Genomic DNA, 25,133 nt, shown 5'->3' with positions numbered 1-25,133 from the left:
AACAAATTGGAAAGCCGAAATCAACAAACAAAGACAATGTCGGCTTACCGTAACAGGTAAGCCACAGTATTTGGGTGATGATTGTATCGACCGGACTGTGAAACACAAAAGGCACAGTTCGGTACACAACAAGCAGTAAGCTTTGTCAGAGTAGAGTCTTCAAGTTGCGTAGGTAGTCAACGCCGAAACAACGAAGTCAGAGAGGTTCTTGAAATGATAGAGTCAAGTGAATAAGTGCATCAGGTGGATGCCTTGGCGATGATAGGCGACGAAGGACGTGTAAGCCTGCGAAAAGCATCGGGGAGCTGGCAATAAAGCTATGATCCGGTGATGTCCGAATGGGGAAACCCACCGTATTAATACGGTATCCTAAACTGAATACATAGGTTTAGAGAAGCGAACCCGGAGAACTGAACCATCTAAGTACCCGGAGGAAAAGAAATCAACCGAGATTCCGTAAGTAGTGGCGAGCGAACGCGGAGGAGCCTGTATATGATAGCTGTTGAGATAGAAGAACAAGCTGGGAAGCTTGGCCATAGTGGGTGACAGCCCCGTATTCGAAATTTCATCAGTGGTACTAGGTATACGACAAGTAGGGCGGGACACGTGGAATCCTGTCTGAATATGGGGGGACCATCCTCCAAGGCTAAATACTCATCATCGACCGATAGTGAACCAGTACCGTGAGGGAAAGGCGAAAAGAACCCCGGGAGGGGAGTGAAATAGAACCTGAAACCTGATGCATACAAACAGTGGGAGCCTATTAATTGGGTGACTGCGTACCTTTTGTATAATGGGTCAACGACTTACATTCAGTAGCGAGCTTAACCGGATAGGGGAGGCGTAGGGAAACCGAGTCTTAATAGGGCGATGAGTTGCTGGGTGTAGACCCGAAACCGAGTGATCTATCCATGGCCAGGATGAAGGTGCCGTAACAGGTACTGGAGGTCCGAACCCACGCATGTTGCAAAATGCGGGGATGAGCTGTGGATAGGGGTGAAAGGCTAAACAAACTCGGAGATAGCTGGTTCTCCCCGAAAACTATTTAGGTAGTGCCTCATGTATCACTTCCGGGGGTAAAGCACTGTTATGGCTAGGGGGTCATTGCGACTTACCAACCCATGGCAAACTAAGAATACCGGAAAGTGCAATCATGGGAGACAGACAGCGGGTGCTAACGTCCGTTGTCGAGAGGGAAACAACCCAGACCGCCAGCTAAGGTCCCAAATGACAGATTAAGTGGTAAACGAAGTGGGAAGGCCCAGACAGCCAGGATGTTGGCTTAGAAGCAGCCATCATTTAAAGAAAGCGTAATAGCTCACTGGTCGAGTCGTCCTGCGCGGAAGATGTAACGGGGCTCAAATCTGTAACCGAAGCTGCGGATGCACTTAGTGCATGGTAGGGGAGCGTTCTGTAGGCCGATGAAGGTGACTTGAGAAGGTTGCTGGAGGTATCAGAAGTGCGAATGTTGACATGAGTAGCGATAAAGCGGGTGAAAAGCCCGCTCGCCGAAAGCCCAAGGTTTCCTACGCAACGTTCATCGGCGTAGGGTGAGTCGGCCCCTAAGGCGAGGCAGAAATGCGTAGTCGATGGGAAACGGGTTAATATTCCCGTACTTGATTCAAATGCGATGTGGGGACGGAGAAGGTTAGGTTAGCAAGCTGTTGGAATAGCTTGTTTAAGCCGGTAGGTGGAAGACTTAGGCAAATCCGGGTCTTTTTTAACACCGAGAAGTGATGACGATTGTCTACGGACAAGAAGTAACCGATACCACGCTTCCAGGAAAAGCCACTAAGCTTCAGTTTGAATCGAACCGTACCGCAAACCGACACAGGTGGGCAGGATGAGAATTCTAAGGCGCTTGAGAGAACTCGGGAGAAGGAACTCGGCAAATTGATACCGTAACTTCGGGAGAAGGTATGCCCTTTGATGTGAAAGACTTGCTCTGTAAGCATTGGAGGGTCGCAGAGAATCGGTGGCTGCGACTGTTTATTAAAAACACAGCACTCTGCTAACACGAAAGTGGACGTATAGGGTGTGACGCCTGCCCGGTGCTGGAAGGTTAATTGAAGATGTGCAAGCATCGGATCGAAGCCCCAGTAAACGGCGGCCGTAACTATAACGGTCCTAAGGTAGCGAAATTCCTTGTCGGGTAAGTTCCGACCCGCACGAATGGCGTAACGATGGCCACACTGTCTCCTCCCGAGACTCAGCGAAGTTGAAATGGTTGTGAAGATGCAATCTCCCCGCTGCTAGACGGAAAGACCCCGTGAACCTTTACTGTAGCTTTGCATTGGACTTTGAAGTCACTTGTGTAGGATAGGTGGGAGGCTTAGAAGCAGAGACGCCAGTTTCTGTGGAGCCGTCCTTGAAATACCACCCTGGTGGCTTTGAGGTTCTAACCCAGGTCCGTTATCCGGATCGGGGACCGTGCATGGTAGGCAGTTTGACTGGGGCGGTCTCCTCCCAAAGAGTAACGGAGGAGTTCGAAGGTTACCTAGGTCCGGTCGGAAATCGGACTGATAGTGCAATGGCAAAAGGTAGCTTAACTGCGAGACCGACAAGTCGAGCAGGTGCGAAAGCAGGACATAGTGATCCGGTGGTTCTGTATGGAAGGGCCATCGCTCAACGGATAAAAGGTACTCCGGGGATAACAGGCTGATTCCGCCCAAGAGTTCATATCGACGGCGGAGTTTGGCACCTCGATGTCGGCTCATCACATCCTGGGGCTGTAGTCGGTCCCAAGGGTATGGCTGTTCGCCATTTAAAGTGGTACGTGAGCTGGGTTTAAAACGTCGTGAGACAGTTTGGTCCCTATCTGCAGTGGGCGTTGGAAGTTTGACGGGGGCTGCTCCTAGTACGAGAGGACCGGAGTGGACGAACCTCTGGTGTACCGGTTGTGACGCCAGTCGCATCGCCGGGTAGCTAAGTTCGGAAGAGATAAGCGCTGAAAGCATCTAAGCGCGAAACTCGCCTGAAGATGAGACTTCCCTTGCGGTTTAACCGCACTAAAGAGTCGTTCGAGACCAGGACGTTGATAGGTCGGGTGTGGAAGCGCAGCAATGCGTGAAGCTAACCGATACTAATTGCTCGTGAGGCTTGACTCTATCATTTGAAGAACTTTGAAAGACGTGTTCTCAAAAATAAAGCTTACATCAGTCTTGAAGACGATACACATCACAGTTGATTGAATAATAAGCGGAAGAGTTCTTCCCTAACGGCTTTCCCGATTTGTACAGTTTACGTCTGGCGGCCATAGCGAGTTGGTCCCACGCCTTCCCATCCCGAACAGGACCGTGAAACGACTCAGCGCCGATGATAGTGTGGATACCCATGTGAAAGTAGGTCACTGCCAGACACTTATTCCGAACCCCTGATATTGCATATATCAGGGGTTTTTTGCTGGCTCGGGGGAAGGCTTGTTTGCCGCACATATGGTTTTACAGGCATAGGGCAAAAAAAGGTTTATTTGCGGTAGTGTTCCGTCTCGTGATGAAAGGGGATGTTGCCCGGTTGCGACAATATCCGGCATCTGTATTGTTACTTTGGTTATTAGTATTTGAAGGGTCGGGCTAATCTGTTTATGATGGTTGGCCGCCCACAAAGGTGCTGCAAAATCTGCGGCAACGGACGGGGCGTTTCAAACACATTCGGAATAAGGAGCATTATTGTGAAAACATATATGAAACGATTTTACGCAGGGGTATCGGCTATGTTGTTGTCGGCGCTGTCGCTGGCGGCGGTGAATATCAATACGGCAACGGAGGAGGAGTTGAAGGCTTTGCCGGGTATCGGCCCGTCGAAGGCGGCGGCGATTGTGGCCTACCGTCAGCATAATGGCCAGTTCAAGAGTGTGGACGATTTGAAGAACGTGAAGGGTATCGGCGAGGGTGTTTTAGCGAAGCTGCGCGATGAGGCGACGGTGAACGGTGGAGCCAAGAAGAAAACCGACAAAGCCGTTCCGGCAATTAAGGGTAAATAAGCACCGGGGACGGTGAAGCTCTGAAAACCCGTCTTCACCCAAACGGACGATAGGGCGGTCTTGCGGATGAAGACGGTAGCGGAAATCCTTTTGTTTGGGGAATATGGTGATGGTGTGCACCCTGAGACCTTTGCAAAACCCTCAAAAATCCTTTAAATTCCCACTCACATCAAACTCCGGGAATTTAGAGGATTTTGTTCATGAGCAGCTTTTTACACACCGACGCCCTCCACCACATCGAAAAACATCTCGACCGCTTCCCACTCATCAAACTCGACCGTATTCTTGACCGGACACCCATTGAACAATACCTCGCCGGCCGCAAAACCCGCTACGTGCGCGACAACGGCGGCCGTCCCGCTTATCCCCTGTTATCTATGTTCAAAGCCGTCCTGCTCGGTCAATGGCACAGCCTGAAACCTTTGCAAAACCCCACGCCAACAAACAGCCGGAACATGATGAAGCATGTTCCGGCTGTTTGTTGGCGTGGGGTTTTGCAAAGGTTTCAACCTGTGGCGGAATACGCGGAAGCAAAAGTCTTAGGACGTGGGTGCTTCTAAGGCTGATTACCGTCAGTTATTAAAGTATCGAAAGTATTCAAATTTAAAGCAAAAAGCGGCAGGATATGAAGGGATTGGTTTCGGTAATTCTACTGAACTTTTTGTACTTGTTTTTTTAATTTCACTTCATAAGCTCATTGCTATATTGGGTAATTTTGCTTACTAAATTCTTAAATTAATTTTATTTGTTAAACTCAGGAAGTTTGATTTTTTACCCTAACTCTTTTCTCCCATATTTCTCTGGGAACATGATAGGTATTTTCAGCTTCATCTTCTGTTAAATCGCTTATTCCCCTCATAAAAAGGTTTGGCCAGCTGTCATCTTCAGAGATATAGGCGAAACGGATATTAAACTTCCCCGAGTCTGATAAGCTGATATGGCAATGTGTCCATGGAGTACTTTTAAAAATTGCGCATTTCTGTAATTGTTCTAATAGAATATTAATGTTGTTTTCTATTTGCTCTGTTGTTTTCTATTTGCTCTATGGAGATCAAAACCGTTATAAAAACTTTCGTCATGATTATTTTGATTGATCCAATAAGCTCCACCTTGTTTGATATCATCATCAAACATTCCTGAATAGATTATTTTCAAAGCATTAGTTGGCATAATAGACCAAAGTAATTTGCCGATTTTTTGATAGATAACTTGATCATCGGTAAGCATTTTTATTTCTCATTATGGTATTAAGGGGCGAGTATTAGCCCTATAGTCGATCAACTTAATTTTTTACTGCGGTATTGCAGCCTTGTATCAGAAATATGTTGAGTTGACTATAGCTCGGCTTTTTGACCGCATTTAATGCCGTCTGAAAAATTCATTAATATCCTCGGCATCTTTCATTAAACCTTGTGCTTAGGTATCATTTCGCATCGTGTTTTTGTTTGGAAGTGCAAAATGCAAAACTGGCCTTTACCTGATTTTGAGAAAAAAATCTGCCCTCCGGAGCAGTTGGTGGAGCGGCTTGCCGCGTTGCCGCGCCCGTTGGTGTTTACGAACGGTTGTTTCGATATTCTGCATCGTGGCCATGTAACGTATTTGGCTCAGGCGCGTTCTGCCGGGGCGGGGCTTGTTTTGGCTTTGAATACCGATGCTTCGGTAAAGCGGCAAGGTAAGGGCAGCGACCGTCCGATTAATACTTTGGCTAATCGTGCTGCGGTGGCGGCTTCGCTGGCCAGTGTGGATTTGGTTACTTGGTTTGATGAGGATACGCCTGCTGCTGTGATTGAGTTGGTTAAGCCCGATATTCTTATTAAAGGCGGTGATTGGCCGGTGGAAAAGATTGTTGGTGCACAGGAAACGCTTGCTCGGGGCGGCGAGGTGTATTCGATTCCTTTTCTGCATCAGACTTCGACTACGCAGACGCTTGCGAAAATCCGGGCGGTGGATGCGTCGGAGCAGCAATGACGACACCACTTAAACCGCAGCATTGGAAGCTGCTTGCCGCGCTTTCAGACGGCCTGCCCCAACATATCTCGGCTTTGAGTGCGGGTATCGGCTTGAAACCGCATCAAATCAATTGTTTGTGGCAGCAAATGCCGCCGCATGTACGCGGATTGTTGCGCCAGCACGATGGGCAATGGCGTTTGGTACGGCCTTTGGCGGTGTTTGACGAAACACGTTTGCAGCATATCGGTGCAGGACACGGTTTTCAGACGGCCTTGTATCATGAGTGTACATCGAGCAACGATATTGTGCTTGAGGCAGCCAAACATACACCTCAAAAAGCGGGCAAGATGTTGGTTGTTGCGCATCAGCAAACGAAAGGACGCGGCAGGCAGGGCAGAACATGGCATAACCGTTTGGGTGAATGTTTGATGTTCAGCTTCGGCAGAGTGTTTGAGCGGAGCCAGCACGAATTGGGTGCGTTGGCATTGGCGGTAGCTTTGGCGTGCAGGAATGCCTTATTCAAGCTCGGTGTGCCTGCCCAAATCAAATGGCCGAATGACTTGGTTGTCGGAGGCGACAAACTCGGCGGCATCCTTATAGAAACGGTGCGCAACGGCGGTAAAACCGTTGCGGTAATCGGTATCGGCATCAATTTTGTTTTGCCGAAAGAAGTGGCACATGCCACATCTGTGCAGGCAGCTTTTCAGACGGCCTCATCTGCCGTGAGTGCAGATGTTTTATTGTCGGTTTTGCTTGAAGAGTTAAACCGCGTATTAATGCAGTTTGAACAGCAAGGATTCGGCGTTTTGATGGATGCCTATCTGGCTGCCAACCGCGATTACCGCCGAGCGGTTTGCCTGTTGCAAAACGGCGAAATACGTCATGAAGGCATCATGGCCGGGGTAACTGCCGAAGGCGCATTACGTTTGCAGACGGCCGATGCCGAGCAAACAATCGTTAGCGGTGAAATCAGTTTGCGCCCCGACGACAGACCCCAACCGCTGCAAACAGCGCCTTCCAGCCGTTATCTGTTATTGGACGGCGGTAACAGCCAACTAAAATGGGCATGGGTGGAAGACGGTGCGATTGTTCATACCGGCCGCTCGCCTTACCGCGACTTGAGCCTGCTCGGTGCAGAGTGGCGGGAACGTTCAGACGGCCTCGATATCCGTATCGTAGGAAGTGCCGTGTGCGGCGAAGCCAAAAAAGCCTTGGTGGCAGAACAGTTGTCGAAACCGGTGGAATGGCATGCGTCTATGCCCCAAGCGCTCGGTATCCGCAACCATTACCGCAATGTAGAAGAACACGGTGCCGACAGGTGGTTTAATGCGCTCGGCAGCCGCCGTTTTACCCGCAATGCCTGCGTGGTGGTGAGCTGCGGCACAGCCGTTACCGTAGATGCGCTGACGGATGACAACCATTATCTCGGCGGCACCATCATGCCCGGCTTCCATCTAATGAAAGAAGCCATGGCTTTGAAAACCGCCAACCTCAACCGCCCGCTCGGGCGCGTGTACCCCTTTCCCACCACTACCGCCAATGCCTTGGCCAGCGGCATCATGGATGCCGTATGCGGATCGATTTTGCTGATGCACGCCAGATTGAAAGAAAAAGTGGGGCCGGACAAGCCCGTTGACCTCATCATTACCGGTGGCGGAGCACCGAAAGTCGTTCAAGCACTACCGTCTGTTTTTGCTTTGGACAACACGGTTAAAATTGTAGATAATCTTGTGATTTACGGCTTACTTAACTGGATACAACAACAATGAAATGGCTATTTGCTGTGCTGGTAGCATTAAACATCATCGTTTTCGGTGGAATGGTTGCCAGCCGTGTAGCAGAAAAACAAAAAAACGCCGTTGCGCCCACCGTGCCCATTGTAGCCGGTGCGCAACAAGAGCTGAAACCGCCTGCCGCCGCAAACGACAGGCCGCCTGAAATCCTTTATCCCGACTGGATCAGCAAGAACGATCCGCGTCCGGTAGCATCCGAACCGTTGGATGACGAAGTGGTGCTGGCTGCTTTGGCGCAAAAAGTTAAAGAAGAAGAGGCGGCCAAAGAGAAAAAAGAGCGCGAAGAAAAGGCCAAACGCGAGCAGCTTGAACGGGAGAAAGCCGCACGGGAAAAAGCCGAGTCGGCCGCAGAGCAGAAAGAGCAGAGCCGTGCCGGCCAATGTGTTTCCACTGCATCCATTACCTTTGACGAAGACGACTACCACCGCATCAAAGGCCTGCTCCAACAATGGCCGCATGCCGCCTCGCGCACGGTAGAAAAACGCAGCAACAGCAAAAAAGCGGCTGCCCCAACCGAAAAAACCTACCGCGTTTTGGTGTCTGCCGGAGACGATGCGATCGAGCAACTCGATAATCTGGCTGCCAAAGGTTTCAGCGGATCGCTTTACGAAGGCGACATCAGCGTGGGCGTTACCAGCAGCCGCTCGGCCGCCCAAGTGTTGATTTCCCGTCTTTCTACCGCAGGTTTCGGCGGCACGCGTATTCAGGAACAAGGCGGCCGCGACAACAGCAGCAACGACCGCAGCCTGAGCGTATCGAAAATGCACGTTACCTTTTTTGGTGTGGACGATAAAAGCGCCCAAGCCATTCAGAATGTTGTAGATCGTTACGGCAGACTGAACCGCAGATCTTGCCGTTGATCCGGCAAAACGCAAACACAAGCTGATTAGGTTGTAAGCGAACGAAAGGCGGATGATACATCCGCCTTTGTTTTGGTTTTTGGATTTCTGGTTATTAAAGTTGATTGGCTGGCGGCCTAGTCCTCGCGCAACACTACCTGCGGGCGCATAGATAATCTGCGCCCTACGAAAGCGACGTGTTGCCCTGAAAAAGTTTTATTGAAAACCGCACGGCTTGTTTGAGCCAAACCCGCTCAGTGTCTTTTAGAGAAGCCCGCACAGCCCGCTTTCAGACGGCCTCAAGCCGATCGTTCAAGCCTTGCCTTCCATTCTATTTTTGAAGTTTATTAACATGACTGCTACTGAGATTATCCACATTATCGGCACCGCGGCCTTTGCCGTGTCGGGCTATTTGGTCGGTGTGCGCAAGCGTTTGGATATGCTCGGTGTGTTCATTGCCGCTTTGCTCACGGCGGTGGGCGGCGGCATTATCCGTGATGCGGTTATCGGGCGCATTCCCGTGGTGTTTGTTGAAAACACGGCTTGGATCGTGATCGGTATGACACTGCTGCTTTCGTGGCTGTTTAAATTGCAGAAAAGCCGCAAACGCGAGCTGGCAACGGCTTTTTTGCTGGCCGATTCGCTGGGTTTGGTGGCTTTTACCATCACCGGCGCGCAGGTGGGGCTTGATTTGGATTTGAATATTTTCGGTGTGGTGATGCTCGGTTTTGTAACGGCAGTCGGCGGCGGCATTGTGCGCGATGTGCTGGTGAACGACATTCCGATGATTCTGCGCAAAGATTTTTACGGCACGGTGTCGGTGATTATCGGCTTGGCGATGTATCTGCTGGATAGGGTGGGATGGATTAATCCCTTGATGTTGAACGTGTTGCTGTTTGGCGGCTATGCGTTGAGATTGTGGGCCTACCGCGTGGCGTGGGCGTTGCCGCGTTTTTAGTATTTGAGGTTTTCAGACGGCCGTCTGAAAAAAGGCTGTTGCACCATCACGCAACAGCCTTTTTCTATTGATGTCGTTTGGTGGATTATGCTGTCGGGCGGATTACAGATTACGCTCCAGCAAATCCAGCATATTTTGCCAAGCCTGTTCGGCAGCGGCTTCGTTGTAGGCTAAATCAACGCCGTTTTTCTCGCCGTTGCGGGTTGCCTGCGGGTTGGTAAAGCCGTGTTTGGCTTCGGGGAAAACGTCGATGTGGTAACGCACTTTGGCATCGTCCATTTCTTTGCGGAAGGCGGCAACATCTTCTTCGCTTACCATTACGTCTTTGCCGGCGTGTTCAATCAGCAATTCGCCTTTTACAAAGCCTTCTTGAGCCGGTGTGGGCGTGCCGAGAATGCCGTGAAAGCTGGTTACGGCTTTGAGATTGTCGCCGCGCCGTGCCATATCGAGCACCACTCTGCCGCCGAAGCAGAAACCGATGGCGCCGATGCGGTGCGGGTTGACTTCGGGGCGTTCGGCCAATGCTTCCAAGGCCAAGCGGGTGCGCTCGGGCAGGGCGGTCAGGTCGGACAGCACTTCGGTCATCCATTCGTTGGCTTGTGCGGCATCGTCTGTAAGGCGGGCATCGCCGTACAGATCCATCGCCATCGCGGCGTAGCCTTCTTCTGCCAAGCGTTTGGCGGCATTTTTGGCGTGTTCGGTTACACCCCACCATTCGGGGGCAACCAATATGCCGGAAAGGCCGTCAACGGCTTGGGTGGGCAGATACAGAGTGCTTTTCAGGTTCAGGCCGTTGGCGGTGCGGTATTCTACGGTATGGGCGGTAACGGTCATTTTTTCTCCTTTGGGTTAGGTGTTTCAGACGGCCCCAGCTTAATGGAAGGCGCACCACCGTTCAAGGGGCGACAGGGAAAAGTGCTGTAAAACCTGATGGAGTTGATCGGTTTGATAAGTCAATGTGAAAAGTAAACACGTCATGCTCGGGCTTGATCCGAGTATCTCTCAACCTTACTCAAAATTCGAGATACTCGGGTCAAGCCCGAGTATGACGGGGCATAGGATGAAAACGGTTTATGTGCGCTGCATTTAATCGAGGCCGTCTGAAAAGTTTTTTTCAGACGGCCTCGATAATAGTTACGGCCTTTTTCGGTCTGTGAACCGTGTTACGGCTTGGCTTTTTGCGCGCCGCCGTCGGCACCGACCACCACGATATTGATGTTTTCAGGATTCACCCGCCGTTGCCACGCAGATTTGATTTGCTCGGCAGTTAAGGCGGAGATGGCTTTGGGGTAGGCTTCGAGATAATTGTCGGGCAAGTTGTGAAAACCGATCAGGCTCAGGTAGCCCAAGAGTTTGGCATTGGTGTCGAAGCGCAGGGGGAAGCTGCCGGTAATGTTGGCTTTGGCCTGCTTTAATTCGGCTTCGGTAGGGCCTTCTTCGATAAAGGCGGTCAGCACTCGGCGGGCGGCCTGTAAAGCAGGTTCGGTATTGTTTTTTTGGGTAGAGAAGCCGATGGTAAACGGACCGGCTTGGCTGGCGGGCGACAAGCCGCTCGATGCGCCGTAGGTGTAGCCGTGTTTGTCGCGTAGTTCTTGCATTAAGCGGCTGTCGAATCCGCCGCCGCCCAGAACGTAGTTGCCGGCGACGAGCGCGTAATAATCGGGATCGTGGCGTTTGATTAAGGGCATGCCCAGCATCACTTGGGCCTGTTCGCCCGCAAACGGGATGCGGCGTTGTTCGGAGCGGTGTTCGGGCACGGCAGGCACGTTTTCCGCGGCGGTGCTGCGCGCGGGCAGCCCGTTTAATGCCTGTTTGACCAAGGCTTCGGTTTGGCGGCGGTTGAGGTCGCCGACCACGGCAACAACGGCGTTGTTTTTACCGTAGCGGCTGCGGTGGAAGGCGCGGATGTCGTTAAGTGTCACTTTGCGGATGTTGTCGGCGCCGGTATAGGCGGAGCGTCCGTAAGGATGGCTGCCGTAATTGAGGCGGGTCAGCTCGCGCTCGGCGATGAAACCGGGGTCGGTTTCTTGTTGCTGCAAGGCGGTGATGCTTTGTTTGCGCAGGCGTTCGAACACAGGTTCGGCAAAGCGCGGGCGGGTTAGCGATTGGTTGAGCAAGGCAACGGCGGGGCGTAGGCTGTCGGCCCGGCTGAGGCTGCGCAGGGTAACGGCGGCACCTTCTTCTCCGCTGTCGCTGCTGAGTGAGGCGGCCAAGTCGTTTACGCGGGCATGAAAGGCTTCTTCGTCGAGTTCTTCGGTGCCGGTGGTCAGCATGGAAGCGGTAAATTCGGCCACTTCGCTTTTGTCGGCAGGGTTGGACGTGCTGCCTGCGCCTTTGAAGCTGATGCGAACGTCGACAATGGGGTTTTCATGGCGTTCTACCAACAGCACTTGTGTGCCCTCGGCGGTGTGCCAGCGTTGGATGTTAACGGCGGCTTGTGCGCAAACGGGCAGCAGGATAAGGGGAAGTAGAAGTTTGGGAGACATGTGCGGCTTTCGGTGTGTGGCAGGCCGTCTGAAAAAGCCTTTCAGACGGCCTGAAGGAATGGGAAGGGGCGGATATGTGTTTACACGCCCTGTTTCAGACTGGCTTCGATAAAGCCGTCCAAATCGCCGTCCATCACGGCTTTGATGTTGCCGACTTCGTAAGAAGTGCGCAAATCTTTGATGCGTGATTGGTCGAACACATACGAGCGGATTTGATGCCCCCAACCCACGTCGGATTTGCTGTCTTCGAGCGATTGTTTTTCTTCGTTGCGTTTGCGCATTTCCAATTCAAACAGCTTCGCTTTCAGCATGTTCATCGCTTCGTCGCGGTTGCGGTGTTGCGAACGGTCGTTTTGGCATTGCACCACGATGCCGGTGGGGTTGTGGGTAATCCGCACGGCCGAATCGGTTTTGTTGATGTGCTGGCCGCCCGCACCGGAAGCGCGGTAGGTGTCGATACGCAGGTCGGCGGGGTTGATTTCCACTTCAAAGCTGTCGTCCACTTCGGGGTAAACGAATACCGAGCAGAACGAGGTGTGGCGTTTGTTGTTGGAATCGAACGGCGAATAGCGAACCAAACGGTGGATGCCGGTTTCGGTGCGTAAAAGGCCGTAGGCGTATTCGCCTTCGAGCTTGATGGTGGCGCGGTTGATGCCGGCGATGTCGCCTTCGTCTTCTTCCAACACGTCCACTTTGAAGCCTTTGCGTTCGGCATAGCGCAGATACATGCGGTAGAGCATGCCCGCCCAATCTTCCGCTTCGGTGCCGCCCGCACCGGCGGTGATGTCGATAAAGCAGTTGTTTACGTCGGCCGGCTGGTTGAACATGCGTTTAAACTCCAGCTCGCCCATTTGTTTTTCGAGGTTGGCGATGTCTGCCTGTACGGCGGCAAAACCTTCTTCGTCGTTTTCTTCCACCACCATTTCCAGCAGCTCGCGGTTGTCGTCGATACCGGCGGCGATGTTGTCGAGCGTGAGTACGATGCCTTCAAGCACTTTGCGCTCCTTGCCGATTTCTTGGGCTTTTTTAGGGTCGTTCCACAAATCGGGGTCTTCGGAAAGGCCGACGACTTCTTCCAAACGGTCTTTTTTGCCGTCGTAGTCGAGGTAGCCGCGGATGTCTTTGCTGCGTGCGGAAAGGTCGTTGAGCATACCGTTTAATTGGTTGACGATTTCGGCTTCAATCATGATGTTCTCTTTGTTCGTCTCAATCTTAAAAATCAGGTGTGTATTGTACTGAATTTTATAAGGGCTTGCCATGCGGCTTGGGTGTGCGCCGCTTGGCTTGGCGGGTAACAATCGAGGCCGTCTGAAATGTTCAGACGGCCTCAAAGTGTTCATCGGGATTATTTGTTGAGATCGGCGTAATCGATCAGCAGATAGCGGGCGGGGCGTTGTTTTTTCACGCTGCCTTCGTCGCCCATCAGCAGCAGGCGGGGCTTGCCGTTGAGGGTTACGGATTCTACCGCTTCGATGTTTTTCAGCTTCACGTTTTCGGGCAGGTTCAGCGCCACGGGTGCGGATTGGGCTTTGCCGTCCCACGTCCACAGCTGCGATTGGCCTTTGCCGTTGTCGCCGGTTACTTCATTGGCGAGCACATAGGCTTTGAGCACGGGATCGTAAGTTAACGAACGGATGCCGCCGCCTTTGAGTTTGAGCACCACCGGTTCGCCGAAGCGCGGTGCCGCACCTTTGCCGAACATGTCGTCGGGGTTTTCAACCGGCACGATCATGCTGAACGGATCGCGGAAAGCCAGCAGCAGGCGGTTGGCGGCTTGGTCGTAGTGCATGCCTTCGACGTTCATGGTGTGGAAGTCGATGGAGCGGCCGGTTTGTTTTTTAATGCTTTGCAGCAGAGATTGGGCGTTGCCGAGCGCGTCTTTCAGATTGGGCGCGTAGCTGATCTGCTCGGCTTTGTTGCCGTTGATTTTAAAGCGCACAAAATGTTCGCGGGCGGGCAGGCGTTCGTTTTGCTTGGTTTCGGAATGCGAGCTGACGGCATATACCCAGCCTTGCGCATCGCGGGTTAGGGCTTCCAAATCGCTGTGCGACTGCTTGAAGCTGGCCATAAATGCTTCGTCGGCGCTTTCGTCTTCTTTGAAATTGCCGCTGCTCTCGAAAGTGAGCAGGCTGAATGCGCGTTTGGCTTCGTCTTCAACAATCAATACGCGGCCGTCTGAAAGCTGTACTGCGGCGGAAGGTTCGTAAATATTGGCCAATTGGTAGCGGCTGTCGGCTTTGTCGCCCTTTTCTGCTTTGGCGGTTTTAGCGGTTTCATTGCTGTTGCCGCTGTTGTCGGCGCAGGCCGGAAGCATGGCGCAGGCCAGAGATACGGCCAACAGGCGGCTGAGTGTATTGGGTTTCAACATATTTTCTTTCCTATCTTTTCCAAGGGTTCGACAATATCGCGGGCAGGTGGTTTCAGACGGCCTGCAGGCTAAATCTAACACAATAAAATTAGTCGGACATTAGCGGATGTTGCGGCAGGCGCAAAATACCTGCTTTTATCGGGTTTTCGGGCACAAATTCCCATACGGCCGATGCCATTGTGTTTACAATAGTGCCTACAGACTTTTACATATTTTACTGCCGGATACGGTTTGGGCGGGGAAGGCGGCTGAGGCGGCTTTGCTATACTCTTTGAGACTTTTGCACAATCGCCGTCTGCGCTGCCGCACATTGAACCGCATCCACATCCGTAGGTTTTGCAAAGTCTCTTTTTATCTTAACGGCATAAAACGCATTAACGGAATCCGCTATGTGGGAAACCATAAACCAATATATTCAAAACGGGCCGGTTAAGGCCGAAATTCTCGAATCGGTGCTGATGATCATCGGTGTGCTGATTTTGCGCGGGGTGATTCTGCAAGCCCATTTCCGCAGCCATCCGGCGATGGAAATCGAAGAGAAACGCCGCTGGGTGGTGGTGAGCCGCAACTTTACGCTGATTCTGGCGGTGTTCGGGCTGGCGATTATCTGGGCGGCGCAAATCCAAACGCTGGCATTATCCATGTTTGCCGTGGCCGCCGCCATTGTGTTAGCCACCAAAGAGCTGATCATGTGCTTGTCGGGCAGCCTGCTGCGGGCATCGACCAACCAATATTCGGTTGGCGATTATATAGAAGTGAACGGGCTGCGGGGCAGGGTGGTCGATATCAATCTGCTCAATACCCTGATGATGCAGATCGGCCCGCATACTTTGGTGGGGCAGTTGAGCGGCAAAACCGTATCCTTTCCCAACAGCCTGCTGCTGTCGCATTCGGTGCAGCGCGACAACGTGCTGGGCATGTATGTGATTCATACGCTCGAAATCCCCGTGCCCATTCATTTGGATTCGGATGCCATCGTGCCCGGCCTGCAAAAGCTGCTGGAAAAACTCTGCCTGCCCTATATCGCCGCCATCGAACGCCACTTGGAAGAAGTGCAGACGCAAAAGCTGTTTATTACGCCGGCCGCACAACCGCGCATCACCCGCGTGCCGCACGACGACAAGGTGTACCACATTGTCGTGCGCTTTGCCTCGCCGGTGCAGAAGCGTTTGGAAATCCAGCAGGCATTGCTCGACGAATTTATCCGTATTCAGTATAAATTATTGAATAATAAAGATTAATAAAGAAACTGCCGCACAACCTTATCCGCCATGCTACCCGCCTTCCTCCCGCCCGCGGTTCAGCCGCAGGATTTAAACGACCTCATCCGCAGCCTGAACATGTTTGCGCCTGTGTTGCAGGTGCTGCCGAGCACGGTGTTTTTTGTAAAAAACACGCAGGCGCAATACGTTTATGCCAACGATACGCTGCTGCACCGCCTGCAACTGCCCGATATGGCCGCTTTGATCGGCAAAACGTCGGAAGATCTGTTTCAGTCGGAATGGGGGCAGCATTATACGCAGCAAGACCGGGAAGTGTTGAGCGAAGGCAAAACCATCAGCAACAAGCTGGAGCTGCATACTTATGCTTCGGGCGAATTGGGCTGGTGCATCACCCATAAAATGCCCGTGCGCAATCCGCAGGGTGAGGTTATTGCCATGCTGGGTGTATCGGTGGATGTGGAAACCAACGACAGCAACCGCCCCGAGCTGAACAAAAAAATCGCGCTGATTGAAAAATACATCGCCGGCCATTTCGACCAAAGCATCAAAATGAAAGACTTGGAAGCCGTTTCGCGCCTTTCCACCGCCCAAATCGAGCGTTATTTCAAAAAGATTTTCCACATCACGCCTTCGCAATACATTCAAAAAGTGCGCATCGAAGCGGCGATGGCGATGCTGGAAACGGGCTTGTCGGTAACGGAAATTTCCGCCCGCTGCGGCTATGCCGACCACAGCGCGTTTACGCGGCAGTTTAAGGCGTTGGTGGGGTTGTCGCCGTCTGAATTTAAGAAATCGAGATAACAGCGAACGTATAGAAATGCCTGTCTGAAAAGGGTTTTCAGACAGGCATTTCTGTTTTGTGCAAATGGTAGGTGAAGCAATTTGTACCAAAGTACGTTCGTCAAAGCCCGAGTATGACGGCTTTGTGATTTAACTGTGGGTATGCCCATTTCTGCACAAAAATCGGGAAATTCATCAAGACGGCGGCAGCGGCGGTTTTGTAAGGTGGGCGGAAGTTTGTTCAGCGATAGGATTGTGCCATGCCGCATACCGAATACACTTTTTCCGTGATCGATTCCCACACCGGCGGCGAGCCGACCCGTGTGGTGTACGGCGGATTCCCCGAGCTTTCCGGCAGCAGTTTGCAGGAGCAGTGCGCCGATTTTGCCGACCGTTTCGACCATTTGCGCCGCGCGTTGATTTTGGAGCCGCGCGGTTCGGATGTTTTGGTGGGCGCGTTGTTGTGCAAGCCGCAAGACCCCGCTTCTGCCGCCGGTGTGATTTTCTTCAACAACAGCGGCTATTTGGGCATGTGCGGCCACGGCACCATCGGCCTGATTAAAACGCTGCAACACCTTAAACGCATTGATGTCGGCACCCACACCATCGAAACGCCGGTGGGCAATGTGCGCTGTACGCTGCATGAAGACGGCTCGGTGAGCGTGCGCAATGTGCCGGCCTACCGCTACCGCAAAGACGTGTCGCTCAATGTGGAAGGCATCGGCAGCATCACCGGTGATATTGCTTGGGGCGGTAACTGGTTTTTCTTGGTGAACGACCACGGCTGCACCATCGCGCCCGACAATCTGGAGCAGCTCACCGATGTTTCATGGCGCATCCGCACCGCGCTGAACGAGCAGGGCATCACCGGTAAAGACGGGCAGGAAATCGACCACATCGAGCTGTTCGGCAAAACCGACACGGCCAACAGCCGCAGCTTCGTGCTCTGCCCGGGCAAAGCCTACGACCGCTCGCCCTGCGGCACGGGCACCAGCGCGAAGATGGCCTGTTTGGCGGCCGACGGCGTGTGGCCGTCTGAAAAAGAATGGATACAGGAAAGCGTGATCGGCAGCCGCTTTGCCGCGTCTTACGAACCGTTTCCAGACGGCCTGCATTCGGAGGGGATGATCATACCGACCATCAAAGGCGAGGCGCACATTCATGCGGCGGCGGAAATTTTTGTGAACGCGGACGACCCGTTCCGTTACGGAATCGAAACATCATGAGCGGCCAAGTTTTTTCTGCGGCGGTGGTCGGCGGCGGCATCGTCGGTTTGAGCATTGCGCTGGCATTAAAAAGCAGCGGTGAAAGCGTACTGCTGTTGGAGCGCGATACCGTGTGCGGCGGCGCGTCTTACGGCAATGCAGGGCATATCGCTACCGAACAGGTGTTTCCGATAGCGTCGCCCGACGTGCTCAAGCAGCTGCCGAAAATGCTGCTCGACCCGCTCGGCCCGTTGCGGCTGGACTGGAAATACCTGCCGAAAATCACGCCGTGGCTGTTCAGCCTGCTGCGCCACCTCACGCCCGAACGCTTCCGGCGCAGCCACCGCGCCCTGATGGCGCTCAACAGCCGCGCTTTACCGGCATGGCAGGCGTTTGCGCGCGAGTGGGGCGTGGAAAAACATATCCGCATCGAAGGCTCGCTGCTGGTGTGCGAAACCGAAAGCGGGCAGGCGGCGTTGCAGAAACACGGCAGGGCGTTGAATGAATTGGGCGTGGTCAACGAATGGCTCGACCATGCCCGCCTGCACGAGCGCGAACCGGCGTTGGCCGACACGCAACGCGGTGCGCTGTTTTACCCCGATACCGGCCATGTGGTCGATTTGGGGGGCATGGCGGCGGATTTGCAGCAAGCATTCATACGGGCGGGCGGCACGGTGAGTGAACATACCGACGTTTCCGATATCCAATCCTTTTCAGACGGCCTGTTCCGCATCATCGGCGGCGGCAAAGCGTTTGAAGCCAAGCGCGTGGTGATTGCCGCCGGTGCGTTTTCCAAACCGTGGCTGAACAAGCTGTGCGGCAGCGATGTTCCGCTCGACACCGAACGCGGCTACCACCTGATGCTGCCGCACAGCCGAGATATTTTGAACGTGCCGGTGAGTAGCTTCGAGCGCAAATTCATCATGACGCCCATGAACGCGGGCTTGCGCTTGGCCGGAACGGTGGAGTTTGCCGGGCTGGACGCGCCGCCGAATATGGAACGGGCGGAGCAGCTGTTCCGCTTGGCCGAGCCTATGCTCAAAGGCCGTCTGAACCGGCAAGATGCCGTGCCGTGGATGGGTTTCCGCCCGTCGGTTGCCGATTCGCTGCCGGTAATCGACCGCAAAGAAAACGTTTTGCTAGCGTTCGGGCACCAGCATTTGGGGCTGACCCAAGCGCCGCTGACCGCGCAATTGGTCAAAGCCCTGTATTTCGGCGAACAGCCTGCCATGGATTTAAGCCCTTACCGTTTTAACCGTTTCGGCAGCTAGGGCGTGCCGTCATACTCGGATCAAGCCCGGGTATGAACGGGTGTGGTTTTTTAAATTGATTCACCATTTATCTCAAGAGGAGAAGCATCATGAACATCGAAGGTATTTTAGTTCCCATCGTTACCCCGTTTACCGCCGACAATCAGGTCGATACCGCGCTGCTGGCCGAATTGGTGGACGCGTTTATCGCCAAAGGCGTGCGCGGCATCGTGGCCTGCGGCACCACCGGCGAGTATTACGCCTTGTCGGAAGACGAGCGCGAAACCGTGTTGAACACCATCGTCAAAGCTGCCGCAGGCCGCTGCACGCTGATTGCCGGTGTGAGCGATATGTCGAGCGAAGTGGCGGCGCAACGTGCCATACGCGCCAAAGAATTGGGCTACCACGGCCTGATGCTGTCGGCGCCGCCATACAGCCTGCCGTCGCAACAAGGCATTATCGAACACTTTGAATATGTGGCTTCCAAAACCGACTTGCCGATTATTCTCTACAACTTCCCCGCCCGCATCGGCGTGGAACTCGAATTCGACACCGTGGCGCATTTGGCGAAACACCCCAACATCGTCGGCATCAAAGAAAGCACCGGCAATTTCTCCAACGCGCTGCGCATGATTCAGGCGAAATTCGACAATTTCCAAGTGGTGTGCGGCTGCGACGACCAGCCTTTGGATTTCTTCTTCTGGGGCGTGAAAAGCTGGATTGCCGGTGCCGCCAACGTGTTCCCCGGCGAGCAGGTTGCCCTGTTTAACGCCGCACAAGCCCAAGATTGGAACCAAGCCCGCCAAATTCTCACCAATCTTTATCCCGCCCTGCATTCGATGGAATCGGGCGACTACAACCAAAAAGCCAAAATCGGCTGCTTAAACGGCACCAAACCCGCCGGCAAAGTGCGCCTGCCACTGCACAACCTGACCGCGCAGGAAGCCGCCGAATTTACGGCTTTGTTGAAATAAAGGAGCTGCCGTATGAAAACCGTTGAACAAATCTTCGAGGCCGCCAAAGCAGGCAGCCTGTGGGCGGGGCATTTGATTCCGAACCACGCCGATTCGGGCAAGAAGCTGGAAAACCGCACGCCTATCGACAATTCCCTTATCGGCTATATCGCCGACGGCAGCGAGCAGGATATGGATGCCGCCGTGCGCGCCGCGCGGGCTGCGTTTTCAGACGGCCTCTGGGCAGACCAAAGCCCGTCTGAAAAGCGGGCCGTGCTGCTGCGTTGGGCGCAATTGATTGAAGAACACGCCGAAGAGCTGGCCGCGTTGGACTGTATCGATGCGGGCAAGCCCATCAGCGAGTGCATCAACACCGATATGCCCGCCACCATCGAAACCTTTTATTTCTACGCCGAATATGTCGATAAAGCCTTCGGCCGCGTCGCCCCCACCGGCAAAGACGCCATGGGCTTGATTGTGCACGAGCCGGTCGGCGTGGTCGGCGCGGTGTTGCCGTGGAACTTCCCCGCGCAGATGTTCGCGTGGAAAGTGGTGCCGGCATTGGCGGCAGGCAATTCGGTGATTGTGAAACCGGCCGAGCTGACTTCGCTGAGTGCCTACCGCATGGTGCAGCTGGCGCATGAAGCGGGCGTGCCCGAAGCGGCGCTGACGCTGGTGTGCGGCTTGGGCGAAACGGTGGGCAAGGCTTTGGGCATGCATCACGATGTCGATATGGTGGCCTTTACCGGCTCTACCGAAGTCGGCCGTTATTTCTTGGAATATTCGGCCAAGAGCAATTTGAAAGAGATTGTGTTGGAATGCGGTGGCAAAAGCCCGCAAATCGTGTTTGCCGACGCCGATTTGGATAAAGCCGTGCCGTCGATTTTGGCCGCCGCATTCTGGAACATGGGCGAAAACTGCAGCTGCGGCTCACGCCTGATTGTGGAAGCAAGCATTAAAGACACCTTGCTGGCCAAGCTTTCAGACGGCCTCAAGCAAGATTGGAAAGTCGGCGATCCGCGCCTGCCTGAAACCAATCTCGGCCCGCTGGTGGAAGAGGCGCATTTCGATAAGGTGTGCCGCTATTTTGATACCGCATTGAAAGAGGGCGGCAAACTGCTTACCGGCGGCAAAACCGGCGAAGGCTGGTATTTCGAGCCGGCGATCATCGACGGCGTAACCGCCGATATGACCGTGTTTAAAGAAGAGGTTTTCGGCCCGGTGCTGGCCGTTACCACCTTCGGCAGCGAAGAAGAAGCCGTTCGTTTGGCCAACCAATCGGACTACGGCTTGGCCGCTTCGTTCTACACCTCCGATGTCCGCCGCGCCCACCGCGTTGCCCGCAAAATTCAGGCAGGCACGGTATCGGTAAACGGCTTTTCGGAAGGCAGCATCGCCACGCCGTTCGGCGGCTACAAGCAATCCGGCTTCGGCGGCCGCGACAAAGGCGTGGAAGCGTTTGAGCAGTACACGCAGGCAAAAACGATTTGGTTTGTGGAATAACAAAAAACAATACTCAGGCCGTCTGAAGCCGGTAGGTTTCTGCGAAGCCCAAACTGCTTTTTCAGACGGCCTTCTATAACCACAAATAACCACAAAGGAGAAAAAGATGGAAAACATAGTCAATACGCTGGTGGACTATATTTGGGGTAACGGCCTCGTTTATCTGGCTTTGGCCGTCGGCCTCTATTTCACCGTGATTACCAAAGGCGTGCAGTTCCGCTATCTGCCCGAAATGATCCGCCTGTTGAGGGAAAAGCAGGAATCCGGCGCGGGTATTTCGTCGTTTCAGGCATTCTGTATGTCGCTGTCGGGGCGTATCGGTGTCGGCAACATCGCCGGCGTGGCCACCGCCATTGCCGCGGGCGGGCCGGGGGCGGTGTTTTGGATGATTGTGATGGCGCTGTTGGGCGGTGCCAGCGCGTTTGTAGAATCGACTTTGGCGCAGGTGTATAAAACCAAAGTCGGCACCGAATACCGCGGCGGCTCGCCTTACTACATCGAACGCGGCCTCAAGCTGAAAGCCTTTGCCGTGCTGGTGGCCGTGGTGATTTTCCTGAGCTACGGCGTGTTGGTGCCGGGCATTCAGGCCAATACCATCGCTACGTCGTTTGAGAACGCCTTCGGCCTGTCCGTATGGATCACCGGCACCGCGGTTTCTGCGATGCTGGCGTTTCTGATTTTCGGCGGCACCAAACGCATCGCCCGCGCCGCCGACCGCATCATCCCGCTGATGGCTTTGGGCTATGTCGGCCTGATGCTGATTGTGTTGGTTAGCCACGCTGCGAAAATTCCCGAAACCGTGAGCCTGATTATCGGCAGCGCGTTCGGCACCGATGCGGTATTCGGCGGCATTGTCGGCACCGCCATTTCGTGGGGCGTGCGCCGCGCCGTGTTCTCCAACGTAGCCGGTGCGGGCGAGGCAACGTTCAGCTCGGCCGCAGCCGAAGTGAGCCATCCCGTGAAACAAGGTTTGGTACAAGGCTTTTCGGTGTATATCGACACCGTGCTGGTGTGCACTTCAACCGCCATCATGATTCTGATTACCGGCATGTATAACGTGCAACCGCCCGGCATGGAAACGCCGCTGGTGGAAAATATCCCCGGCGTGGTTGCAGGCTCGGCCTACACGCAGGCGGCCTTGGGCACGGTGTTCGGCGATTTCGGCGGCGCATTCGTGGCGGTGGGCATTTTCTTCTTTGCTTTCACCTGCCTGCTGGCTTACTACTACATCGCCGAAACCGCGCTGCTTTACCTCGACCAAAAGCTGAAATACCCCATTCTCAGCATGATTTTGCGGGTGGTGTTTTTAGCCGTCGTGTTCACCGGCAGCGTGCAGTCCGCCAGCCTGATGTGGGGCTTGGGCGACATCGGCTTCGGCAGCATGTGTTACCTCAACCTGATTGCCATCGTGTTCCTGAGCAAACCCGCCCTGCGTGCGCTGCGTGATTACGACCGCCAGAAAAAAGCGGGCTTAGACCCGGTATTCGACCCGCGCGAAGCCGGGATTGAGAATGCTGAGTTTTGGGTGGAGTACGCACAACAGCACGGTAAGCGATAACGCGCAAGCCTGCATAAATGTTTATTAAGCATGTTAAGGCCGTCTGAAAACATGGTTTTCAGACGGCCTTCTTTTGATACATGATGCTGCGGTTCAATACGGCGGGTTTACGCTTTCTTGTAGTTGTAAGAAGTGTAATAGCCGTAGCCGTTGGGCGAGTCGCTCTTCATGCCGTTGAGGATGATGCCGTGTACTTCGACGTTGCTTTGCTGCAAGCGGTTGACGCTGAGGTCGAGTTCGTGGGCAGAGGTTTTGTCGTATCGCGTAACCATCAGGGTAATGCCTGCCTGCTGGCCGACAATGTTGGCATCGGTAACCGACAACACCGGCGGGGTGTCGATAATCACATAGTCGTAACGCTGGCGGGCACGGCTGAGCAGGGTGTTCAGACGGCCGTCGAGCAGCAGTTCGGACGGGTTATCGGGCAGGGTGCCGTGGCTGATAAAGCTCAGGTTGGGCACAAGGGTTTCCTGAACGGCTTGGCCGGGGGAGAGTTTGCCTTCGAGAATGTCGGAAAGGCCTTGTTCGGGGTCGGCATCGAAGAAATCGTCGAGATAACCTTTGCGCATGTCGCCGTCGATTAAAAGGATTTTTTTGCCGGATTGCGCCATGACTGCGGCGAGGTTGGCGGCGATGAACGATTTGCCGGAGCCGGGTGCGGGGCTGGTGATCATCAGCAGGTTGTTTTTGGCATCGTTCATGGAGAAGTAAATGTTGGTACGCAGGGCGCGCAGGGCTTCCACGGCGGCATCGGTCGGTGCTTCGCTGGTGAGCAGGTAGCCGGAGCGGGGCGTGGAGGCGGAAAGGCCTTTGAGCTTGCTGCCGAGGGCGGCATCGTGTTTCTGTTGTGCGCGTGAAAGGGGGATGATGGCGGCAACATCCAAGCCGAGCGTTTCGATGTCTTCGGGCTTATTGAGGCCATGACGCATCACGGAACGCAGCAGATACCATGCAGCGGTCAATACGCCGGCGCTGATGGCGGAAAGCAGGGTAATCACGGCTTTACGCGGGGCGACGGGTTTTTCGGGTTTGTCGGCGTAATCGACAATCCATACGTTACCTTGTGCGCTGGCTTTCATGATGTTGAGTTCTTGCTGTTTGGTCAGCAGCTGGGTGTAGGTGTTTTGGTTGGTTTCTACGTCGCGGGTCAGGCGGATCACTTCCTGCTGGGTATTGGGCAGGTCGGCAATTTGCTGGTTGATTTTTCTTTTGGCTTTTTCGAGCACGGCAAGTTTGTCGAGCACGGCTTTGTAGTTGGGATGCTCGGGCGTGTAGAGTTCTGCCAGGCCGGCTTCTTCGGTGCGCAGGTTGGTGATTTGGGTTTCGATGTTGATCAGGCTTTCAAGCGCGCCTTTGGATTCGACGGGAATATCGAGCGAGCCGCTTTTTTTGCGGTATTCGTTTAATTTGTTTTCGGCTTCCTGCAATGTGGCTTGAAGGCGGGGCAGCTCTTCCGAGATGAAGGCCAAACCGCTGGCGGCCACCTGAACGTCGCGGTTGATGTTTTGGTTAACGTAGTTGTCGGCGATGCTGTTGAGAATGGCGGTGATTTTTTCGGGTTCGGTGCCTTTGTATGCCAGATTGATGATGGGGCTGGTTTTGCCTTTGCTGGATACGGTCAGGTTTTGTTTGATGTGGTCGATGGCATTGAGCCGCGAGTGTTTGGTCAGGGTGAAACGCTGTCCGTTTTCGGCCAGAATCTGGTTGATTTGCAGTGTGGTTTGCCCGTTGATTTTGAGCGGCTGGCCGACTTTGCCTTCCATGATGCGGTCGTTGGGCAGCTCTACGGAGTAGAGTTTTTTGCTTTTGGCGGTAATGATAAACGGTTTGTTGCGCCATTCTTCATCTACGGTGAAGGTATGGATTTTCAGCTCGGGTTCGATGTCGCTTCTGAGGTTGTGCACCAGCCGCCCGAATACGGGCAGGTATTTGGGTTCGACGGTTTGGTCGAGCTGAAGGTCGTCGACGGTTTTGCCGAGCACCAGCCGCGATTGCAGTAATTCCAATTCGGCTTCGGATGTGGGCGAATCCGACGAAGTCAACATGTTGTTGATTTCGGTAAGAATCTGGTTTTGCTTGGTTTCTACTTCCAGCATGGCGTCGGCACGGTACACGGGCGTAACCGACAGGCTGTAAACGGCACCCAAAAGGCCGCCGGCAACCACCGCGATGGCAATCGGGTATTTGTAGTTGAGCAAGTTGCGCAGCTGCAGGCCTACGTCGATTTCACCGCTGCTGTTTTTTTGTTGGAGGTTGGGCGGGTATGGTGTTGGCATTGTCGGGTT

General features: G+C 53.9%; 19 protein-coding genes, 2 rRNA genes and 1 pseudogene. 15 read left to right on the top strand and 7 right to left on the bottom strand.

The annotated features are described in order from the left end of the window. Nucleotides 1–220: 220 nt before the first annotated feature. The 4 genes and pseudogenes from LVJ88_RS11395 to LVJ88_RS11380 all read left to right on the top strand — a co-directional run. Nucleotides 221–3,107 (top strand): 23S ribosomal RNA (locus LVJ88_RS11395). Between the two features lie 138 nt (nucleotides 3,108–3,245). Further along, a 5S ribosomal RNA gene (gene rrf / locus LVJ88_RS11390) occupies nucleotides 3,246–3,358 on the top strand. 324 nt (nucleotides 3,359–3,682) lie between these two features. After that, nucleotides 3,683–3,982, top strand: a complete 300-nt coding sequence (locus LVJ88_RS11385) for a ComEA family DNA-binding protein (protein ID WP_085419017.1) — start codon at nucleotides 3,683–3,685, stop codon at nucleotides 3,980–3,982. A gap of 200 nt (nucleotides 3,983–4,182) precedes the next feature. Beyond that, nucleotides 4,183–4,398: pseudogene (locus LVJ88_RS11380) on the top strand (transposase); the annotation flags it as partial. A gap of 338 nt (nucleotides 4,399–4,736) precedes the next feature. Here LVJ88_RS11380 and LVJ88_RS12690 read toward each other — a convergent pair. Both LVJ88_RS12690 and LVJ88_RS11375 read right to left on the bottom strand, forming a co-directional pair. Then, complete coding sequence (locus LVJ88_RS12690) at nucleotides 4,737–4,952, bottom strand: hypothetical protein (protein WP_085417843.1); 216 nt, start codon at nucleotides 4,950–4,952, stop codon at nucleotides 4,737–4,739. A gap of 44 nt (nucleotides 4,953–4,996) precedes the next feature. Further along, nucleotides 4,997–5,209 (bottom strand): hypothetical protein, encoded by a 213-nt coding sequence (locus LVJ88_RS11375; protein ID WP_085417844.1) that lies wholly within the window; start codon nucleotides 5,207–5,209, stop codon nucleotides 4,997–4,999. Nucleotides 5,210–5,440: 231 nt separating this feature from the next. Here LVJ88_RS11375 and LVJ88_RS11370 point away from each other — a divergent pair, with 231 nt between their 5' ends. The 4 genes from LVJ88_RS11370 to LVJ88_RS11355 all read left to right on the top strand — a co-directional run bounded on the left by LVJ88_RS11370 (nucleotide 5,441) and on the right by LVJ88_RS11355 (nucleotide 9,522). Beyond that, the gene (locus LVJ88_RS11370) at nucleotides 5,441–5,950 is read left to right on the top strand and encodes an adenylyltransferase/cytidyltransferase family protein (protein WP_085417845.1); all 510 of its coding nucleotides are present in this window, start codon (nucleotides 5,441–5,443) and stop codon (nucleotides 5,948–5,950) included. Next, nucleotides 5,947–7,701 carry a bifunctional biotin--[acetyl-CoA-carboxylase] ligase/type III pantothenate kinase gene (locus tag LVJ88_RS11365; RefSeq protein WP_085417846.1) on the top strand — a complete coding sequence of 585 codons (1,755 nt, stop codon included), beginning with the start codon at nucleotides 5,947–5,949 and terminating at the stop codon, nucleotides 7,699–7,701. The genes LVJ88_RS11370 and LVJ88_RS11365 overlap by 4 nt, the downstream gene beginning before the upstream one ends. Next, nucleotides 7,698–8,585 (top strand): hypothetical protein, encoded by an 888-nt coding sequence (locus LVJ88_RS11360; RefSeq protein ID WP_085355698.1) that lies wholly within the window; start codon nucleotides 7,698–7,700, stop codon nucleotides 8,583–8,585. Before LVJ88_RS11365 ends, LVJ88_RS11360 begins: the two co-directional genes overlap by 4 nt. A 331-nt stretch (nucleotides 8,586–8,916) precedes the next feature. Beyond that, nucleotides 8,917–9,522, top strand: a complete 606-nt coding sequence (locus LVJ88_RS11355) for a trimeric intracellular cation channel family protein (RefSeq protein WP_085417847.1) — start codon at nucleotides 8,917–8,919, stop codon at nucleotides 9,520–9,522. 102 nt (nucleotides 9,523–9,624) lie between these two features. Here LVJ88_RS11355 and LVJ88_RS11350 read toward each other — a convergent pair whose 3' ends face one another. From LVJ88_RS11350 to LVJ88_RS11335, 4 genes are all read right to left on the bottom strand, one after another. Then, nucleotides 9,625–10,356 carry a dienelactone hydrolase family protein gene (locus tag LVJ88_RS11350; protein ID WP_085417848.1) on the bottom strand — a complete coding sequence of 244 codons (732 nt, stop codon included), beginning with the start codon at nucleotides 10,354–10,356 and terminating at the stop codon, nucleotides 9,625–9,627. Nucleotides 10,357–10,685: 329 nt separating this feature from the next. Next, on the bottom strand, nucleotides 10,686–12,008 hold the full coding sequence (locus tag LVJ88_RS11345) for a M16 family metallopeptidase (protein WP_085417849.1): 1,323 nt from the start codon (nucleotides 12,006–12,008) through the stop codon (nucleotides 10,686–10,688). A gap of 80 nt (nucleotides 12,009–12,088) precedes the next feature. Continuing rightward, the gene (prfB, locus tag LVJ88_RS11340) at nucleotides 12,089–13,192 is read right to left on the bottom strand and encodes a peptide chain release factor 2 (protein WP_085417907.1); all 1,104 of its coding nucleotides are present in this window, start codon (nucleotides 13,190–13,192) and stop codon (nucleotides 12,089–12,091) included. A 161-nt stretch (nucleotides 13,193–13,353) separates the two neighbouring features. Next, nucleotides 13,354–14,376: a hypothetical protein gene (locus LVJ88_RS11335; protein WP_085417850.1), complete on the bottom strand. Its 1,023-nt coding sequence runs from the start codon at nucleotides 14,374–14,376 to the stop codon at nucleotides 13,354–13,356. Nucleotides 14,377–14,765: 389 nt separating this feature from the next. On the opposite strand from LVJ88_RS11335, the gene LVJ88_RS11330 reads away from it, so the two are divergent. From LVJ88_RS11330 to LVJ88_RS11300, 7 genes are all read left to right on the top strand, one after another. Beyond that, nucleotides 14,766–15,617, top strand: coding sequence for a mechanosensitive ion channel family protein (locus tag LVJ88_RS11330; protein ID WP_085417851.1), 852 nt, complete (start codon nucleotides 14,766–14,768; stop codon nucleotides 15,615–15,617). A gap of 30 nt (nucleotides 15,618–15,647) precedes the next feature. Continuing rightward, nucleotides 15,648–16,400 carry an AraC family transcriptional regulator gene (locus LVJ88_RS11325; RefSeq protein WP_085417852.1) on the top strand — a complete coding sequence of 251 codons (753 nt, stop codon included), beginning with the start codon at nucleotides 15,648–15,650 and terminating at the stop codon, nucleotides 16,398–16,400. Between the two features lie 239 nt (nucleotides 16,401–16,639). Further along, entirely contained in the window at nucleotides 16,640–17,605 is a 966-nt protein-coding gene (locus LVJ88_RS11320; RefSeq protein ID WP_085417853.1) for a 4-hydroxyproline epimerase, read from the top strand. Then, nucleotides 17,602–18,855: an NAD(P)/FAD-dependent oxidoreductase gene (locus tag LVJ88_RS11315; RefSeq protein WP_085417854.1), complete on the top strand. Its 1,254-nt coding sequence runs from the start codon at nucleotides 17,602–17,604 to the stop codon at nucleotides 18,853–18,855. Before LVJ88_RS11320 ends, LVJ88_RS11315 begins: the two co-directional genes overlap by 4 nt. Nucleotides 18,856–18,944: 89 nt before the next feature. Next, nucleotides 18,945–19,808, top strand: coding sequence for a 4-hydroxy-tetrahydrodipicolinate synthase (gene dapA, locus LVJ88_RS11310; protein ID WP_085357788.1), 864 nt, complete (start codon nucleotides 18,945–18,947; stop codon nucleotides 19,806–19,808). Between the two features lie 12 nt (nucleotides 19,809–19,820). Then, entirely contained in the window at nucleotides 19,821–21,290 is a 1,470-nt protein-coding gene (locus LVJ88_RS11305; RefSeq protein WP_085355688.1) for an aldehyde dehydrogenase, read from the top strand. A 106-nt stretch (nucleotides 21,291–21,396) separates the two neighbouring features. Continuing rightward, nucleotides 21,397–22,848, top strand: coding sequence for an alanine/glycine:cation symporter family protein (locus LVJ88_RS11300; RefSeq protein ID WP_085355687.1), 1,452 nt, complete (start codon nucleotides 21,397–21,399; stop codon nucleotides 22,846–22,848). A 107-nt stretch (nucleotides 22,849–22,955) separates the two neighbouring features. Here LVJ88_RS11300 and LVJ88_RS11295 read toward each other — a convergent pair whose 3' ends face one another. Then, nucleotides 22,956–25,124 (bottom strand): polysaccharide biosynthesis tyrosine autokinase, encoded by a 2,169-nt coding sequence (locus LVJ88_RS11295; protein ID WP_085417855.1) that lies wholly within the window; start codon nucleotides 25,122–25,124, stop codon nucleotides 22,956–22,958. Nucleotides 25,125–25,133: the final 9 nt, after the last annotated feature.

The sequence above is a fragment of the Neisseria dumasiana genome (assembly GCF_022870885.1).
Taxonomy (GTDB): domain Bacteria; phylum Pseudomonadota; class Gammaproteobacteria; order Burkholderiales; family Neisseriaceae; genus Neisseria; species Neisseria dumasiana.
The sequence above is the reverse complement of the archived record's forward strand: the minus strand, read 5'-3'. Positions and strand labels throughout refer to the sequence as shown.